This window comes from Peribacillus acanthi, from assembly GCF_003073175.1.
GTDB classification, from domain to species: domain Bacteria; phylum Bacillota; class Bacilli; order Bacillales; family DSM-1321; genus Bacillus_BN; species Bacillus_BN acanthi.
Map to the genome: position 1 here is coordinate 1 of NZ_QBBX01000029.1, position 15,277 is coordinate 15,277.

At 36.7% G+C, this 15,277-nt stretch carries 19 protein-coding genes; 5 read left to right on the forward strand and 14 right to left on the reverse strand.

Going from position 1 to position 15,277, the window contains the following annotated elements; translation table 11 throughout:
* Positions 1-165: 165 nt before the first annotated feature.
* Together DBX25_RS19295 and DBX25_RS19300 are read left to right on the forward strand one after the other, a co-directional pair.
* Positions 166-801, forward strand: a complete 636-nt coding sequence (locus DBX25_RS19295; protein WP_108672383.1) for a hypothetical protein — start codon at positions 166-168, stop codon at positions 799-801.
* 173 nt (positions 802-974) lie between these two features.
* Positions 975-1,841: a YitT family protein gene (locus DBX25_RS19300; protein ID WP_108672384.1), complete on the forward strand. Its 867-nt coding sequence runs from the start codon at positions 975-977 to the stop codon at positions 1,839-1,841.
* A 540-nt stretch (positions 1,842-2,381) separates the two neighbouring features.
* Here the strand turns inward: DBX25_RS19300 and DBX25_RS19305 are convergent.
* The 9 genes from DBX25_RS19305 to DBX25_RS19345 all read right to left on the reverse strand — a co-directional run bounded on the left by DBX25_RS19305 (position 2,382) and on the right by DBX25_RS19345 (position 9,000).
* A complete protein-coding gene (locus tag DBX25_RS19305; RefSeq protein WP_108672385.1) occupies positions 2,382-3,158 on the reverse strand; it encodes a sulfite exporter TauE/SafE family protein in 777 nt (258 codons plus the stop codon).
* A gap of 144 nt (positions 3,159-3,302) precedes the next feature.
* Positions 3,303-3,530, reverse strand: coding sequence for a sulfurtransferase TusA family protein (locus tag DBX25_RS19310; protein ID WP_108672386.1), 228 nt, complete (start codon positions 3,528-3,530; stop codon positions 3,303-3,305).
* A gap of 36 nt (positions 3,531-3,566) precedes the next feature.
* Positions 3,567-4,694 carry an MBL fold metallo-hydrolase gene (locus DBX25_RS19315; RefSeq protein WP_108672387.1) on the reverse strand — a complete coding sequence of 376 codons (1,128 nt, stop codon included), beginning with the start codon at positions 4,692-4,694 and terminating at the stop codon, positions 3,567-3,569.
* 186 nt (positions 4,695-4,880) lie between these two features.
* Positions 4,881-5,450: a sulfurtransferase TusA family protein gene (locus DBX25_RS19320; RefSeq protein ID WP_108672388.1), complete on the reverse strand. Its 570-nt coding sequence runs from the start codon at positions 5,448-5,450 to the stop codon at positions 4,881-4,883.
* A 67-nt stretch (positions 5,451-5,517) separates the two neighbouring features.
* Positions 5,518-5,997, reverse strand: coding sequence for a DsrE/DsrF/DrsH-like family protein (locus DBX25_RS19325; protein WP_108672389.1), 480 nt, complete (start codon positions 5,995-5,997; stop codon positions 5,518-5,520).
* Positions 5,998-6,096: 99 nt separating this feature from the next.
* Complete coding sequence (locus DBX25_RS19330) at positions 6,097-6,357, reverse strand: metal-sensitive transcriptional regulator (RefSeq protein WP_157951020.1); 261 nt, start codon at positions 6,355-6,357, stop codon at positions 6,097-6,099.
* Between the two features lie 195 nt (positions 6,358-6,552).
* Positions 6,553-7,281 (reverse strand): hypothetical protein, encoded by a 729-nt coding sequence (locus tag DBX25_RS19335; protein WP_108672391.1) that lies wholly within the window; start codon positions 7,279-7,281, stop codon positions 6,553-6,555.
* A gap of 1 nt (position 7,282) precedes the next feature.
* Positions 7,283-7,921: a hypothetical protein gene (locus DBX25_RS19340; protein ID WP_157951021.1), complete on the reverse strand. Its 639-nt coding sequence runs from the start codon at positions 7,919-7,921 to the stop codon at positions 7,283-7,285.
* Between the two features lie 77 nt (positions 7,922-7,998).
* Entirely contained in the window at positions 7,999-9,000 is a 1,002-nt protein-coding gene (locus DBX25_RS19345) for a quinone oxidoreductase family protein (RefSeq protein WP_108672393.1), read from the reverse strand.
* A 140-nt stretch (positions 9,001-9,140) separates the two neighbouring features.
* Here DBX25_RS19345 and DBX25_RS19350 point away from each other — a divergent pair, with 140 nt between their 5' ends.
* Together DBX25_RS19350 and DBX25_RS19355 are read left to right on the forward strand one after the other, a co-directional pair.
* Positions 9,141-9,590: a MarR family winged helix-turn-helix transcriptional regulator gene (locus DBX25_RS19350; protein ID WP_108672394.1), complete on the forward strand. Its 450-nt coding sequence runs from the start codon at positions 9,141-9,143 to the stop codon at positions 9,588-9,590.
* Between the two features lie 60 nt (positions 9,591-9,650).
* The gene (locus DBX25_RS19355) at positions 9,651-10,562 is read left to right on the forward strand and encodes an alpha/beta fold hydrolase (protein ID WP_108672395.1); all 912 of its coding nucleotides are present in this window, start codon (positions 9,651-9,653) and stop codon (positions 10,560-10,562) included.
* Positions 10,563-10,603: 41 nt separating this feature from the next.
* On the opposite strand, the gene DBX25_RS19360 is transcribed toward DBX25_RS19355, so the two are convergent.
* The 3 genes from DBX25_RS19360 to DBX25_RS19370 are packed head-to-tail and all read right to left on the reverse strand — an operon-like array spanning position 10,604 to position 13,142.
* A complete protein-coding gene (locus DBX25_RS19360) occupies positions 10,604-11,527 on the reverse strand; it encodes a metal ABC transporter substrate-binding protein (protein WP_108672396.1) in 924 nt (307 codons plus the stop codon).
* An 11-nt stretch (positions 11,528-11,538) separates the two neighbouring features.
* Positions 11,539-12,399 carry a metal ABC transporter permease gene (locus DBX25_RS19365; protein ID WP_108672397.1) on the reverse strand — a complete coding sequence of 287 codons (861 nt, stop codon included), beginning with the start codon at positions 12,397-12,399 and terminating at the stop codon, positions 11,539-11,541.
* A complete protein-coding gene (locus tag DBX25_RS19370) occupies positions 12,399-13,142 on the reverse strand; it encodes a metal ABC transporter ATP-binding protein (protein ID WP_108672398.1) in 744 nt (247 codons plus the stop codon). The genes DBX25_RS19365 and DBX25_RS19370 overlap by 1 nt, the downstream gene beginning before the upstream one ends.
* A 372-nt stretch (positions 13,143-13,514) precedes the next feature.
* Between DBX25_RS19370 and DBX25_RS19375 the strand changes: the two genes are divergently transcribed.
* Positions 13,515-14,324 carry an alpha/beta fold hydrolase gene (locus DBX25_RS19375; protein WP_240620430.1) on the forward strand — a complete coding sequence of 270 codons (810 nt, stop codon included), beginning with the start codon at positions 13,515-13,517 and terminating at the stop codon, positions 14,322-14,324.
* Positions 14,325-14,386: 62 nt separating this feature from the next.
* Here DBX25_RS19375 and DBX25_RS19380 read toward each other — a convergent pair whose 3' ends face one another.
* Both DBX25_RS19380 and DBX25_RS19385 read right to left on the reverse strand, forming a co-directional pair.
* Positions 14,387-14,587: a cold-shock protein gene (locus DBX25_RS19380; protein WP_108672399.1), complete on the reverse strand. Its 201-nt coding sequence runs from the start codon at positions 14,585-14,587 to the stop codon at positions 14,387-14,389.
* A 96-nt stretch (positions 14,588-14,683) separates the two neighbouring features.
* A partial coding sequence (locus DBX25_RS19385) for a SpoVR family protein (protein ID WP_240620432.1) occupies positions 14,684-15,277 on the reverse strand: 594 nt, incomplete at its 5' end.

Here is a 15,277-nt window from a genome sequence, read left to right on the forward strand (position 1 = left end):
CTTAGCCCTATGGAATATAGAGCTAAAGCCGCTTAAATCATTTTTATTATTTTCAATGTCTACTTTACAGGGGGCAGTTCATAAGAGCAATGCTTTTTTTTATCAATATTTCCCTCTTAATTGGGTACCATATCCATGAATACTACGAAAAGGAGTTTGATTCATATGAAAAAATGGTTGTCCTTCCTCTTTATTACGGGATTACTTTTTGGTTTATCCATCTCAACTGCACTAGCGAATACACATGATGGAAAAGAACAGACCTATCATCCCCAAAATCATCATTTAAAGCATGTGGATAAGGAAAAAATAGCAGAGTTAGAAAAACAAGGGTATACAAAAAAAGAAATATTCCATGCCCTTCACTTTGCAAAATACTCTGGAAAAACAGTAGAAGAAGTCTTAAAAATCTACAAAGAACAAGGAACTTGGGATTTAACAGCGAAAGAACTTGGGTTGGATTTTAAACAAATCCATAAAAATCATAAAGAAAAATTCGAAAAGCTTTACCAAGAAAATAAAGAACCCTTCATTGATTACTTGGCTGATTATAGCAGTACAGATAGAGCGACAATTGAAACTTATCTAAAAACGGTTTCATATCATAAGCTTTTCAAGGCTGCTGTCCTTGCCAAAACAACCGATCAATCTTTAAGTGACATCATGAAGAAACATGCGGATGGGACAAAACTTAAAGATATGTACAAAGAAGCCAATGTAGATCATAAAAAAGTTCATGCTGAATTCATGAAAGTCCATCGTGGATTAATGAAAATTGCAAAGAAAGATACAAATCAATAATTTCAAGTATGTGCCCGGTCTTTTAAAGATCGGGTTTTATTTTATTTAATTCAGCGGCTGTATGTAAATAAAACAACACGTAAATTTAATATCTCATATATGGGCATTTCGCATATATATAAGAAATAGAATAACTTTGACGACCATTCAACAAAAGGGGGAGTTTTATAGGAATGAATGATCAGCATAAATCACTACCACCATCCAAATTAATTCGGCGGATTTTTGCCATCGTGATTGGAGCTATACTAATGGGGGTAGGAATTGAAGAATTCTTAGTCCCTAATAAGATTTTAGATGGCGGCATTGTCGGGATTTCCATTATCCTTGGTCATCTAAGTGGTTGGAAACTTGGTTATTTCATCTTTATCCTCAATATCCCCTTCTTTTACATCGGCTATAAACAAATTGGTAAAACTTTTGCCCTCTCAACATTGCTTGGAATCACCATTCTCTCCATTACAACCCTGCTATTACATGATGTCCCGGTTTTTACAGAAGACTTGTTGTTAGCGACTGTATTTGGTGGCATAATTTTAGGGATTGGTGTAGGTATTGTCATTCGATATGGTGGAAGCTTAGACGGAACTGAAATTTTGGCCATTTTGATGAGTAAAAGGTTCCCCTTTTCTGTGGGTGAACTGATTATGTTCTTTAATATCTTTATTTTTGCCACAGCAGGCTTTGTTTTCGGCTGGAATCGAGCCATGTACTCCCTTATTGCTTATTTCATCGCATTCAAGGTGATTGATATTGTGATTACAGGGCTAGACGAATCTAAATCTGCCTGGATTATTAGTGATAAACATAGTGAAATCGGCAGCGCAATCCTAGCAAGACTTGGACGGGGTGTTACCTACCTACAGGGAGAGGGTGCATATACTGGCGATGATAAAAAGGTAATATTTTGCGTGATTACTAGATTAGAAGAAGCTAAATTAAAAGCTATCGTAGAGGAATTGGATCCTGGAGCTTTCCTTGCCTTCTCCAATATTTCCGAGGTTCGTGGCGGTCGATTTAAGAAAAGGGATATTCATTAGCTGGCATTATTGCACCTTGCGCCTTGCTTTCTTAATGTATTATCGAATTCGTATGATTCCCTTTTGCCTCCTCTTAAATAGAAAAAGGGAATCATTGACCCTGTTTGATTCCCTTTTGCACTCACTTGAACAGAAATCGGGCATCATTGGGGCCCTTTGATTCCCTTTTGCCTCCTCTTAAATAGAAAAAGGGAATCATTGACCCTGTTTGATTCCCTTTTGCCCTCACCACAAACGAAATCGGGCATCATTGAGGCCCTATGATTCCCTTTTGCCTCCTCTAAATAGAAAAAGGGAATTACTGACCCTGTTTGATTCCCTTTTGCACTCACTTGAAACGAAATCGGGCATCATTGGGGCCCTTTGATTCCCTTTTACCTCCTCTTAAATAGAAAAAGGGAATCATTGACCCTGTTTGATTCCCTTTTGCTCTCACCTAAACAGAAATCGGGCATCATTGGGGCCTAATAATAAAAAATAGACCGAATTTATTAAGAGTGCCACTAAAATGGTCATTCTCAATAAACTCAGTCTAATCATTTAAAAAATATCTAACCAAATCTTGATGGCTGTTGCCAAAATTAATACAGCCAAAATGATTTGTAGGATCTTTGTGTTCATTTTTTTTCCGACATTTGCCCCGAGCGGAGAAGCAATCAAACTAGCTACAATCATTATTGCAGCGGGAAAGTAGTCCACTTGTCCAGTCGTTATTTTTCCAATCGTTGAACCGATGGAAGAGATAAATGTGATGGCTAATGAAGTAGCAATTGTCATCCTTGTTGGGATTTTCAAAATTACTAACATGATCGGTACTAATAGGAAAGCTCCAGCAGCTCCTACAATACCTGCGCCTATCCCTACAATTAGGGCAAAAAATGCTGCCAACCATTTATTAAATGTAACTTGATCTAAAGGAATATCGTCCAATCCCTTTTTGGGCACGAACATCATGACAGCAGCAATCAACGCAAGGATTCCGTATACAAGATTGATTCCACCCTCTGACATGAATCGAGAGCCGTAGCTTCCTACAAAACTACCGATCAAAATACTTGTACCCATGTAGATAATGAGTGTTTTGTTTAGAAAACCACCTTTACGGTATGCCCAAACACCACCTATCGTTGCAAAAAACACCTGTACTGCACTGATCCCAGATACCTCATGAGCACTGAAAGCAGCTAAGCCAAACAAAGGTGGTATATATAAAAGCATTGGGTACTTAATGATTGAACCCCCGATACCAACCATTCCGGATATAAATGAACCTATGAATCCAATGAGAAAAATGGTAACTATAAAAGCAAAATCCATGTTAGCACCTCCTTATTAGTTGCAAAAGAAAAATTGATCTGTGAATTCCCTTTGAAAAAGCTTACTCGTTATAAAAGGAAAATGGTCGCATTAGAACGAATTAAAATGCTGACCATTTTCACAATAGAAACTTGTTAAAACTTTTTAACCTTTTTTCACCCAAAATTTCAGAACATCATTTTCTTCTTCGTGCTTAATAATTTCATGTCCACCAGATTTTGCCCATGCAGCGAAATCGTTTTTGGCACCTTTGTCTGTTGCATGAATTTCTAGTACTTGACCTGATTCTAATTCGTTCATTGCCTTTTTAGTTTTTACAATTGGCATTGGGCAAGCTAATCCCTTAGCATCTAATACTTTAGTTACTTCCATCATTATTACCTCCAAAGTTTATTGTTGTAATATTTATTAACGTACAGCACAACGGTTTGGACCAATTTCCATTTCACGTTGCTTATCTTCGTCTGGAGTGATTTTCCCCATGTTTGTTTCACGTATCTCTTGATATGCATTTGGTTGTGGTGGCAAATTCTTTGTTACTAATGTTCTGAACTCTGCTTCATCATCAATGTTTAATCCATGATTTTTCGCAAATAATGTTCCTAATTTCTCTGATACACTTCCATCTTCATTCAATTCCTCAATGATCATAAAGTGAGCAGGAAGTACTACTAATTCATCTGATAATTCTCTATAACGTTTGTATAATGTCTCACGTAAATCGCCAACCCAATCCTCTGCTAAACCAGCTAAATCTGGTCTACCGATAGAATCGATAAACAAAATGTCTCCTGACAATAAGAATTGGTTATCGACTACAAATGAAGTGGATCCAATTGTATGACCGGGTGAGTACAATGCGTGAATGTTAATGGTCGTATTGCCAATCAGTACATCATTTCCGCCTTCTAATGGTTGGTAATTAAATACTACCTCAGTTGCATCTTTTGGTGGTAACCAGTAAGTAGCACCTGTTGCTTCAGCAATTTTACGTCCACCAGAAATATGGTCCGCATGAAGATGAGTATCGAATACATGAGTAATGTTAGCATTAATGCTCTTTGCAAAATCTAGATATACATCTGTCATACGAGTCGCATCGATAATAGCAGCTTCACCATTCGACACTACCATGTAGGACAAACAACCCTTTCCGATACGAACAAATTGGTACATTTGGCCGCCATCTTTTAAGTCTCCAACTTTAACAGGTTCTAAATATTCACTCCAAGCTTTCATCCCACCTTGAAGATACGATACTTCACGTCCCTCTTCAGAAAGCATTTCAGCTACCATGATAGATGAACCTTCCTTAGCACATACCACTAATACTTGCTTATCTGTAGGGATTTTATCCATGATCTCTTCTACCCCATCTAGTAAATCAAAGTAAGGAATATTCAGATACTCAAAATTGTGTCCATCAATTTTCCAATCATTAAAGTCATTTTCATTTCGAACATCTAAAATAAATAATTCTTCTTTATTAAATACCTTCTTTGTAACCTCTTTAGCTGTCATCGCTTTAACTGTCATTTTTATTTACCCCCTATGGTATTTATATTTTTAAAAATTTTTATCCGATTTTCTTAAACTTTTTTACATAGAATGTTCTTTAAGTCTGTCCGTTGTTTTCCACTCTAAACATTTGTTAGTGGGTAAGTTAGGAGCCTCCTTTTGCATTACCACCTGTGAGGTCTCCCACTCCCCTCTTAAATAAGATTAGTTCACTTTTTTTTCAGTTTTACCAGTCCATTGACTCATTCCAGGTATTACGTTAAACACAGTTTTAAATCCTGCTTCAGTTAACTTTTGTGCTGCTAGATCACTTCGACTTCCAGTACGGCAAACAACATAGATTTCAAGATCTTTATCTAGTTCGCATATACGAGATTCTAATTCTCCTAATGGAAGAGACTTCGCATTTGGGATATGGTTAAAGGCAAATTCTGCAGATTCACGAACATCCAAGACAACAATGTTTTGGTTTTCGTTCATTTTTTGTTGTAACTCTTCGTTTGTGATGATTGCTGAATGTTTCTTTTCTTCTTTTTCTTCTCCACTTGCTTTTCTAAGGTAATGTTTAAGTACATCTCCTTCTTCAACAGTACCTAAATATTGATGACCCGTACTCTCCGACCAAGCTTTTAAATCCGCAGTTGATCCTTTATCTGTTGCTTGCACTTCTAATACTTGACCTGGTTCTAGGCTGTTCATCATCTTTTTTGTTTTAACGATTGGCATTGGACATGCTAAGCCTTTTGCGTCTAAAACTGAATTTGTTTGAATCATTAATTCATTTCCTCCTTTAATTGGCTAAAATAACTTTTTGACATCCTGTGCTAATTTGCTTCATGCATTAGATGAATAAGTTTACGTTACCGTCTTCAGCGTCAGCTAGATAAGCAGCTACACCTGCAAATTCAACGCCATCCATAATTTCTTCTTGTTTTAATCCAAGTAAATCAACTGTCATTTGACAAGCTACCAGTTTAATATCTTGTTCTTTAGCCATTTCAATTAAATCCGGAAGTGGCATTGCATTGTGCTTTTTCATGATATCTTTAATCATTTTTGGACCCATTCCTGCAAAGTTCATTTTCGATAAGCCCATTTTGTTCGCACCGCGAGGCATCATTTTACCAAACATTTTTTCCATAAATGTCTTTTCAACTGTGATTGGTTCATCTTTACGAAGGGCATTCAATCCCCAGAATGTATGAAAAATGGTAACTTCATGATCATAAGCTGCAGCACCATTCGCAATAATGTAGGCTGCCATTGCCTTATCATAATCACCACTAAATAATACGATTGTTGTCTTTTTCTTTTCTGTCATTTGATCTCCTCCATTACCTGTATGGGTATATATTAACGTAAATTTTTTTATAAATACGGTATAGGGTATATTATATATCAAAAAAAATGATTGTCAATCCTACCTACTTTTTACCAAAAGTCCCACAGCTTCATCAATAAGTTGGGAGCTTTCTTTTCCTGAATCAATCGAATCACGAATACACTGCTCAAGGTTGGAACTTACAATGACGGCCATGGTTCTGTCGATAGCTGTCCTAGCTGCAGTAAGCTGTGTTATCACATCTTTGCAGTCCTTCTCTTCTTCCATCATTCGAATGATGCCTCGCAGCTGTCCTTCAATCCGTTTCAGGCGGTTCTTTGCTTTGCCATCATAGATCACTACCTTCACCTCCGAAGTCATTGTTCATTGTGTGCTACGTCATCAGCACATAACTTATAATATACCCCTATAGGTATAATGTCAACAGGTTAGTTAAATTTTTTTATTAATACTTTTTTATCTACTGAGTTTCCATTGACGAATCCACAACTTAGCGTAAACAAAAAAGATACCATGGTAGGTACCTTTATTTTATCAATAACTCTCTAATTCGTATTCATCAACAATCATTAGATGGTCTAAACTCGGTCCCCTAAAATAGTAGCCATGGCCATTGACCGAGCTTTCTGGAAATACATTTTCACCATTAGAATCATAGGAAGTCCAACCTATATATAATCCAGTTGAATAAAAAGGTTGAAATAAGCCCAATGGTTTTTTAGGCATCTGCTTTTGGTCATTATCCATTACTGTAACCCATTCATCCGGAAATCGAATAGCTCCATACGAGTTCTCCTCTATTTTCTGCTCAAATAGCATGTGAATTGCCGGAGTATAATAATGGACTCCGTCCGTAATATGATAGTTTCTCTTTTTCAACAATCTTAATTCCAGTTTTTCAACAGCATCTTTAGGATTTATATTCCATACAATAAAGTGTTTGTTTGATCTTTTCTCATCTAATTTCCAAATCTTTGGTGCCAGTTTTGTTTCTACGCTCGCTAATTCCCAACCTTTATATGTCCAAATCCAAAATGTACCCCCATACGTATTATCCATTGAAATGAAGGGCACAAAAACATGTTTTTTATCCAAAACGAGCACATCTTGAATATCCTTGGCCTTTTGATGATACATACTCTTCGCTAATTTCTCTTGGATTTCAATTTTAGTGAGAAATTCCCCTGGAGGTCTAACTATAAATAAAACGATGGCAATCAGACAAAGAATTATGATGCCTAAAAGGATCTTCTTTTTCCTCATTTCATTTGCCTCCTTTCACAATCGAAAGGATGGACTCATTGCACGTAAAGTAAGTTTGCTTTCCTTTATGGATGACTAGGATGCCCTTTCCATCTCTTTCTATATATATAATAGGGTTAATCCCACTTCCCCAGCTGGCAAGATGTCCATGTAGCATATAAGGAAACAATTCATCCGTTCCAGGTTCCCAGGTATTCTGATACCAGACCTGGACATCAAAGTTATCCACTTTTATTTTTGATAACTGGGCAGAAAAACTTTCAGTATTAAGCTTTACTCGTTCGCCACTAGAATTAGTGTTGATGATGGTGACATTAGAAATATCTGATACATAAGTTTGGATTGCGTTTTCTGGATAAATTAGCTGTTGCAAACCAGCACCCAATAAAGTTGTCACTAGGAAAAAGAAATTTGCAAAAAAACCTACCCATGCAAACTGCCGATACTTTGCCCATCTTATTTGATTGTTTTTTCTCGATATGGTGAAGTAACAAATCCATACCCCTAGGGGCAAAATGGGTACTGCAATTATTGAATCCCCGAATGGAACTCGTAAATTAAATGTGAATAATCCAATAAAGGCCACTAGTAGCATTTTCCATAATTCGGGCTTAACTTCACTTTTTTTATATAGTTTCATGAGTATTATTGCTAATAGTCCATAATTCAAAAAGAACATGAGCATCCAAGTTACACTGAATGTAATTTCCAGCTATCTCACCCCTCTACCTTACATAGCTCTTCATCCACTATAAGCAATATTTTTCCCGTACTTTTTCTACTTTCCACCCAATCTTGAGCTAATGCAGCTTCAGACAATAGATATCGTTTTCCAATCTTCACTTTCAATTGTTTGCTCGCTATATATGGGAAGACTTGTTCAGCAGTTGACCTTAACGTTTCTGGACGCTTTTGCCTTGTGGTGCCCAAACTAAATCCAAGCACAGAACGGCAGCTTGCATGGAAATCGACAGTTTTAAAGGAACCCGTTTCTCCGCTAGAATTACCAAAATGAACTAAGCGTCCATATGGCGCAAGACAATCCAGGCTCTTCTGTGCAACTTCACCCGAAATTGAATCAAAAATCACATCTACTCCATTTCCTCCAATAATCTCATTCACCTGGGCTGGAAAATTTTCTTCATTATATAGAAGAACAAAATCGGCTCCAGCTTCTAATGCCACTTCTTTTTTCGCTTCACTTCCAACCGTTCCAATAACAGTCCCAGCACCCATTAACTTAGCCAGTTGGATTAATGTCGTTCCAACACCACCCGCAGCTGCATGAATGACAACGTTCTCCCCTTTTTGTAATCTAGCAATGTCGACGACTAGCTTATACGATAAAAAAGCGACAATGGGACTTGCAGCCGCCGTTTCAAAATCAATCCCCTCTGGTAATACATATGTAAGAATTTCATCAGCCACTACATATTCTGCATAGGAGCCTTTAGAAGGGAATGCAACTACCCTTTGCCCTATTTGTAATTCCTTTACTTCAGTTCCTACTTCTACAATGATACCCGCTACATCCAAACCTGGAATGTACGGTAGATTTCCAGCTCCCTTTTTTCCATGACGAGTTTTAATATCTGCAAAATTAACACTCGTCGCAGCCACTTTTATTAACACTTGATTTGGTTTTATTGTTGGACGATCGATTTCTTCCAAAACCATTCCAGCAGTACTTCCCCATTCTTTCACTAAAATAGCCTTCATACTATCTCTCCCTTATATGAATAGTTCTCTGAATATTTTATCATACAGTTTTATCCAATTTTAATTAATTTTATTTAATAATTAACTTCACTTAAATGTTAACTATAGTTTATAATGTGATTAAAGAGGTGGATGTCATAATGAATAAAGATCTTCAAGTAATATGTTCAAAAATCATTGATTACTCCAATGCCCTCAGTGCCATTTTTCTCGATGATTTAAACAGTAATCTAAACAATGAATTTGCCGATCTCTCAACAAAACAACAGGTTATACTAGAGCTTCTTAGAACACAGACACGAACAATTAATGAAATTTCTCAGTACTTCTCCATTACAGCCAGTGCAGCCAGCCAAATCATTTCAAAATTAGAGAAGCAGGAATATGTAAAACGAGAAATTAATCCTGATAACAGACGTGAAATCCTGGTCCACCTTGGTAAAAAGGGTCAGCAGTTTATTAAAATGGGAGATGAAAATCAAAAATTTATCATCGAAAAATATTATGCAAAACTTCCTGTTGAAGACTTGGAAAAACTACTGGATATTCATGAAAAGCTATACAAAATAGCTGCTGAGACTAAAGAGTAATTTTTTTTCCCTATATTTAAGTATTCTTAATAATTAATTTTAATTAAGGGAGCGGATAAAATGGCTGACTTGACTTTACAATTAAAGGATGGACGAAAATTAGGGTATATCGAATATGGAGACCGTTCTGGGTACCCCGTTATGTTTTTCCACGGAACACCAGGCTCTCGCATACTATTTTTAGAAGACAGTGAACTTGCGATTGCTGCTGGTATCCACCTTATTTCATTAGATCGTCCTGGGTATGGAATATCCGACCCAAAACATAATCGTACTATTTTAGAGTGGGCAGATGATATTAGAGAGGTTGCAAGCCTATTAAAACTGACTCGTTTTTCAATAATTGGTGTTTCTGGAGGTGGCGCTTACGCAGCAGCATGTGGCTACAAACTACCAGATCTCTTGGATTCAGTTGCATTGGTATCAAGTGCTGTCCCTTTTATTAATGGAAAACCTCCTAAAAAGATGATGACTGCGAATAAAGTTGCCTTCTTCATGAGCAAATGGGCTCCTTGGCTCATTAAAGCTGCACATCGTTCGCAAAAAAAGCTAATTCAAAAAGATCCTGAAAAATTCATGAAGCTCAACAAAGACGGAAATAAGCATCTTAATGAAAGCGATCGTCAATTCTTACAAAAAGAAGAAGATTTAAGATTAATGATGATACACTTAGCAGAAGCTTTTAGAATCTCTGTAGATGAATGTGCAAATGAACTAGCTTTAATAGCAAAGCCATGGGGATTTTCCCACTCCGATATTACAGTACCTGTAGATGTATGGCATGGTGAAGAGGATACGATGGCTCCTGTAGAAGAAATGAAAAAGCTAGCTCCGACTATTCCAAATTGTGAAGAACACTATATACCGAAAGCTGGACATTTTGTTGCGGATGATGAGGAAACTTATAAGATAATTTTAGAAACTATATTAAGAAAATCTCACAGTGAAACAAGCCAGCCTAGAATTTCTTAATCCAACACGGGAAAAGGGTGCCAAAGTCGGCACCCTTTTCATTACTTTAAATTCTCAAGAATCGTATTGATATTCCATTCCATCATATCGATATAAGTGTCTCCATCCTCACCCGCTTTTCCAAGTGAGTCAGTAAATAATTTTCCTCCAATTGGTACTCCGGTTTCTCTTGAAACCATTTCCATACTACGAGGATCGATACTTGTTTCTACAAATAAGACTGGAATTTTTTTATCATTAATTAAATCGACCACTTGCTTTACTTGTTGAGGTGTCCCTTGGTTCTCAGCATTGATTTCCCAAATGTACCCTGCTTGGAAGTCATAAGCAGCACTGAAATATTTAAACGCACCTTCACTTGTTACTAAGAAACGTTTTTCTTTAGGTATTTTATTAAAGTTATCTATTGCTTCTTGATGAAGAGTCTCTAATTTAGAGATATATTCCTTGGCATTTTTTTCGTAAACCGCTTTATGTTCTGGATCAACTTTGATTAATGCATCTCTAGCGTTTTCAGCATATTTAATTCCATTGCGGATATCCAACCATGCATGAGGATCTTCTTCGCCACTATGACCTTCAGATGTTAAATGCATTGCATCTACACCTTCACTCATTCGGAAAACAGGTCCATCTTCTCCGCTTTTCCCTGCTGTTTCGATAAGTTTATCAAACCATGAATTTCCTGCTTCAAGGTTCAATCCATTATAGAAAACAACATCTGCATCCGTCGTTTTTTGAATATCTAATGGTAGTGGATCATATTCATGTGGATTTGTTCCAACTGGTGCCAAACTATGGATTTCTACTTGATCTCCACCTACATTTTTCACGATATCATATAAAATTGAATACGTCGTGACTACCTGTAGCTTACCTTCTTTAGTTTCTGTTTTTTCACTGCATCCCGCTAAAATGAATACCCCTACTAGACTTAATAAGAATACCTTCAATAGATGTTTCATAAATTACCTCCTTATTGTGATATTGATAGTTTTTTTCTTTTTGACTTAATAGAACGCCATAATATCCCTTGTTTTGGTGAGAAACAAAATACCAATAGGAATATAGTAGTTGAAACTAAAACGATGGTTGCTCCTGATGCAAGGTTGTATGTGAAGCTGAAGTATAACCCGATCACTGATGCTACTACTCCTAAGGAAGCAGAAATGTAAATCATCACCCATAAACGGTCAGTCAATAAATAGGCTGTAGCAGCAGGTGTAATCAGCATCGCTACCACAAGGACAATACCAACTGTTTGTAGGGATGCGACTGTCACCATTGTAAGGAGTGTCATTAAGAAATAATGTATCCATTTAACCGGTAAACCGTATGCCTCTGCCATAGTAGGATCGAAAGACGTTACAAGAAGTTCTTTATAAAAAATATAAATTGAAAGTAGAACAAATACTCCTATTCCTAATGTCGTCCACATATCAGAAGGGCGAACCGCCAATACATTTCCAAACAAAATATGATAAAGATCCGTACTGCTTTTCATCAAGGTAATCAAAATAATCCCTAACGCAAATGCAGCAGTAAACATGATTCCAATCGAAATATCATTTTTAATCCGACTATTTTGGCTAATAAAACCAATTCCTACAGCTGTTAATACTCCAGAAATAACAGCACCTACAAAGAAGTTCATTCCTAACATATAAGCAATGGCAACTCCAGGTAATACAGCATGAGAAATCGCATCCCCCATAAGGGCCATTCCTCTTAAAATAATGAAACAACCCACCACGCCGCATATTATTCCTACCATAGTGGAAGTCAATAATGCCTTTTGTAAAAAATCGTATTGGATTACCGCATCAATAAACGACATTACAATACACCTCCAAGTCTCTCAAGAAATGAAAACTGTCCGGAATAAGCTTTTGCTAAAACCTCAGGACGTAATACTTCGTTGATGTCGCCAAATCCAACAAGCTCTTTATTCAAAAGAATTAGTTGGTCAAAATAGTCGCTTACTTTACTTAGGTCATGATGCACGACAAGGATTGTTTTTCCATTATTCTTCAATTCTTTTAATATCGTAATAATAGTTTCTTCACTAGATGCATCAATCCCAACAAATGGCTCATCTAGGAAAAATACTTCAGATTCTTGAGCAAGAGCTCTTGCTAAAAATACACGTTGCTGCTGTCCACCAGAAAGCTCACCAATTTGACGATTACTGAATGCTTCCATACCGACTTTTTGAAGGCATTTAAGGGCCCATTCTTTTTCTTTCTTTTTTGGCTTTTTAAAGAAACCTAGCTTTGGATATGTTCCAATCAGTACGGTATCCAAGACTGTGATAGGAAAATCCCAATCAATATTGCTTCTTTGCGGAACATACGCAACTGATTTTTTTAGTTCATGAAACGACTTCCCATGAATCTGAACTTCTCCTTTATCTTTTGGAATCAAATTCAGCAATGCCTTTAATAACGTAGATTTCCCTGCACCATTGGGACCAATAATCCCTACTAGCTTCCCTTTTTCAATAGAAAAATTCACATTTTGAACCGCTTCATTGCCATGATATGAAACAAACAGGCTTTCTACTTTAAGTGCGGAACTCATGATTAACAACTCCTTCGCATTACTTTCCATTATCTAATAAAGTTTACCTAATGCAACTTTTGGTTAAAAAAATATAACGGGTATATAACCACTTTTCACTCTAATCATATTATATGCACTAATTTAAAAAGTTTTCCTATGAGCAACATTTTAAACCCAAAGAAAATTCATGTCAATTACTACAGTATTCTTCAACGATTTTTTTGGTGCGTGTCCTTCTTAGTCCTAGAATTTTGTAGTCCAGCGTCCCAAATAAGATGAATCTCTCTTAATCTTTAGAAATCCTCGAGTTTCTTTCAAATGGGTTTTTTAGTATAATAAAAACATTCTGTAAAACTTACTATCTATTAGACTCACAAAGGAGTTGTATTGTTGAAAACTATTCACCATAAAGTAATTGCTCATACTTCATCCAAGGAATGGGTCGTTTTTATTCATGGTATGGGTGGAAGCTCTTCCCTTTGGTTTAAGCAAATTAGAGAATTTCGTAAACATTTCAATTTACTTTTAATAGATCTTCCAGGTCACGGGGGAAACGACGAGGGTTTAAAGGACGTTTCAGAACGCTCCTTTGTTGGAATTGCCCAAAAAGTGTTGCATGTCCTTGATGCTAATCGAATACAAGGTGCCCATTTTGTCGGAATATCATTAGGCACCATGGTAATTCGTGTACTTCAAGATATTTCCCCCTCCAGGGTCAAATCTATGGTATTAGGTGGAGCGGTTGAACGAATTCATCCACCACTTCTTCTAGTCGCAAAAATAGCAGAAGGATTTAAACGGATTGTCCCATATATGTGGCTATATCAGTTCGTTGCTTGGGTTCTTATGCCCAGAGCTCATAATGCAGAGGCAAGAAAAGCGTTCATTAATGAAGCGGTAAAATTAGGACAACGTGAATTTTTCTGTTGGTACAGAATCCTTAGATTAGAAATTAATGCTTTCTTTACCAATAAAAAGCTCTTTGATTCGACACCTACTCTTTACATTATGGGTAGTGAGGATTATATGTTTTTGCCGATTGTTAGCAAGAGATATAAAAAATTTAAAAATGCCTCGCTTCACATTCTTCCCAAGACAGGTCACGTGTGCAATATTGAAAACGAAAAAGGGTTCAATGAATTAGCGATTGATTTTATTCATCAAAACTCTTCTTTAGCTTCAAAAGAAAAACAGGCATAATACTGTTTTGACCAAAAATAAAACCAGACTCTTTTTTCAGAGTCTGGTTTTTGTATTCATCGTTAGGCCTTTTGAACATTCGTAGCTTGAGGCCCACGTTGTCCTTGTTCAACTTCAAAAGTAACTTCTTGACCCTCGTCTAATGTTTTGTACCCTTCACTTTGAATTGCTGAGAAGTGAACGAATACATCCTCTCCACCTTCACGCTCGATGAATCCAAAACCTTTTTCACTGTTAAACCATTTTACTTTACCACGTTCCATTTTTTGTTGCCTCCTGAAAATAAACAATATTGCAATTTAATCTTGCCTAATTATTATTTCCGAAAAAACGATAAATAAACATCTAGTTAAATTTTTTTATAAATATTTCCGATGCATCCCTTTACTATCATACGTAAACAAGATTGGTCGGCCTTCAACAACGGACTCAAGATGGCAAGTGCGACCCCAAAGCTGGTTAATGTAAGGAAGAACTTTTTCGAGATATTTCACATCTAGTTCAATCCCTTCGTACCAGTGCTTCAAATACAGCTCTCCATTTTTTAGGTAATCTCCATCTGTTACGGTTATATAAGGAAACCCTCCATTAACACGCATGCTAACAAGTTGGTCACGGACATGTTCCCATTGTTTATCGACGATTTTGTAGTCTTTTCCTTGCTTTTGGAACAGATACATATCCTCTCTCATGACTAAATCCTTCGTCAAATAATTTCTTAAGAAAGAAATATCAGACTCTACTTCACGTGCTTCAAACATTTGCGCACGTCCTGATCCTTTCTTGACTCCCCGACGTAGCATTTCTTCAGTTGGATTGTCAAACCGCTCTTCAATGTCCTCGAAAATTTTCAGTCCTAAATAATATGGATTGATACCGGTACGAGAAGGCTGCACAACTCCCGCATTCAACTTCGCAAATTCGATGGATTCTGATGAGGTCAGGTCCATTTC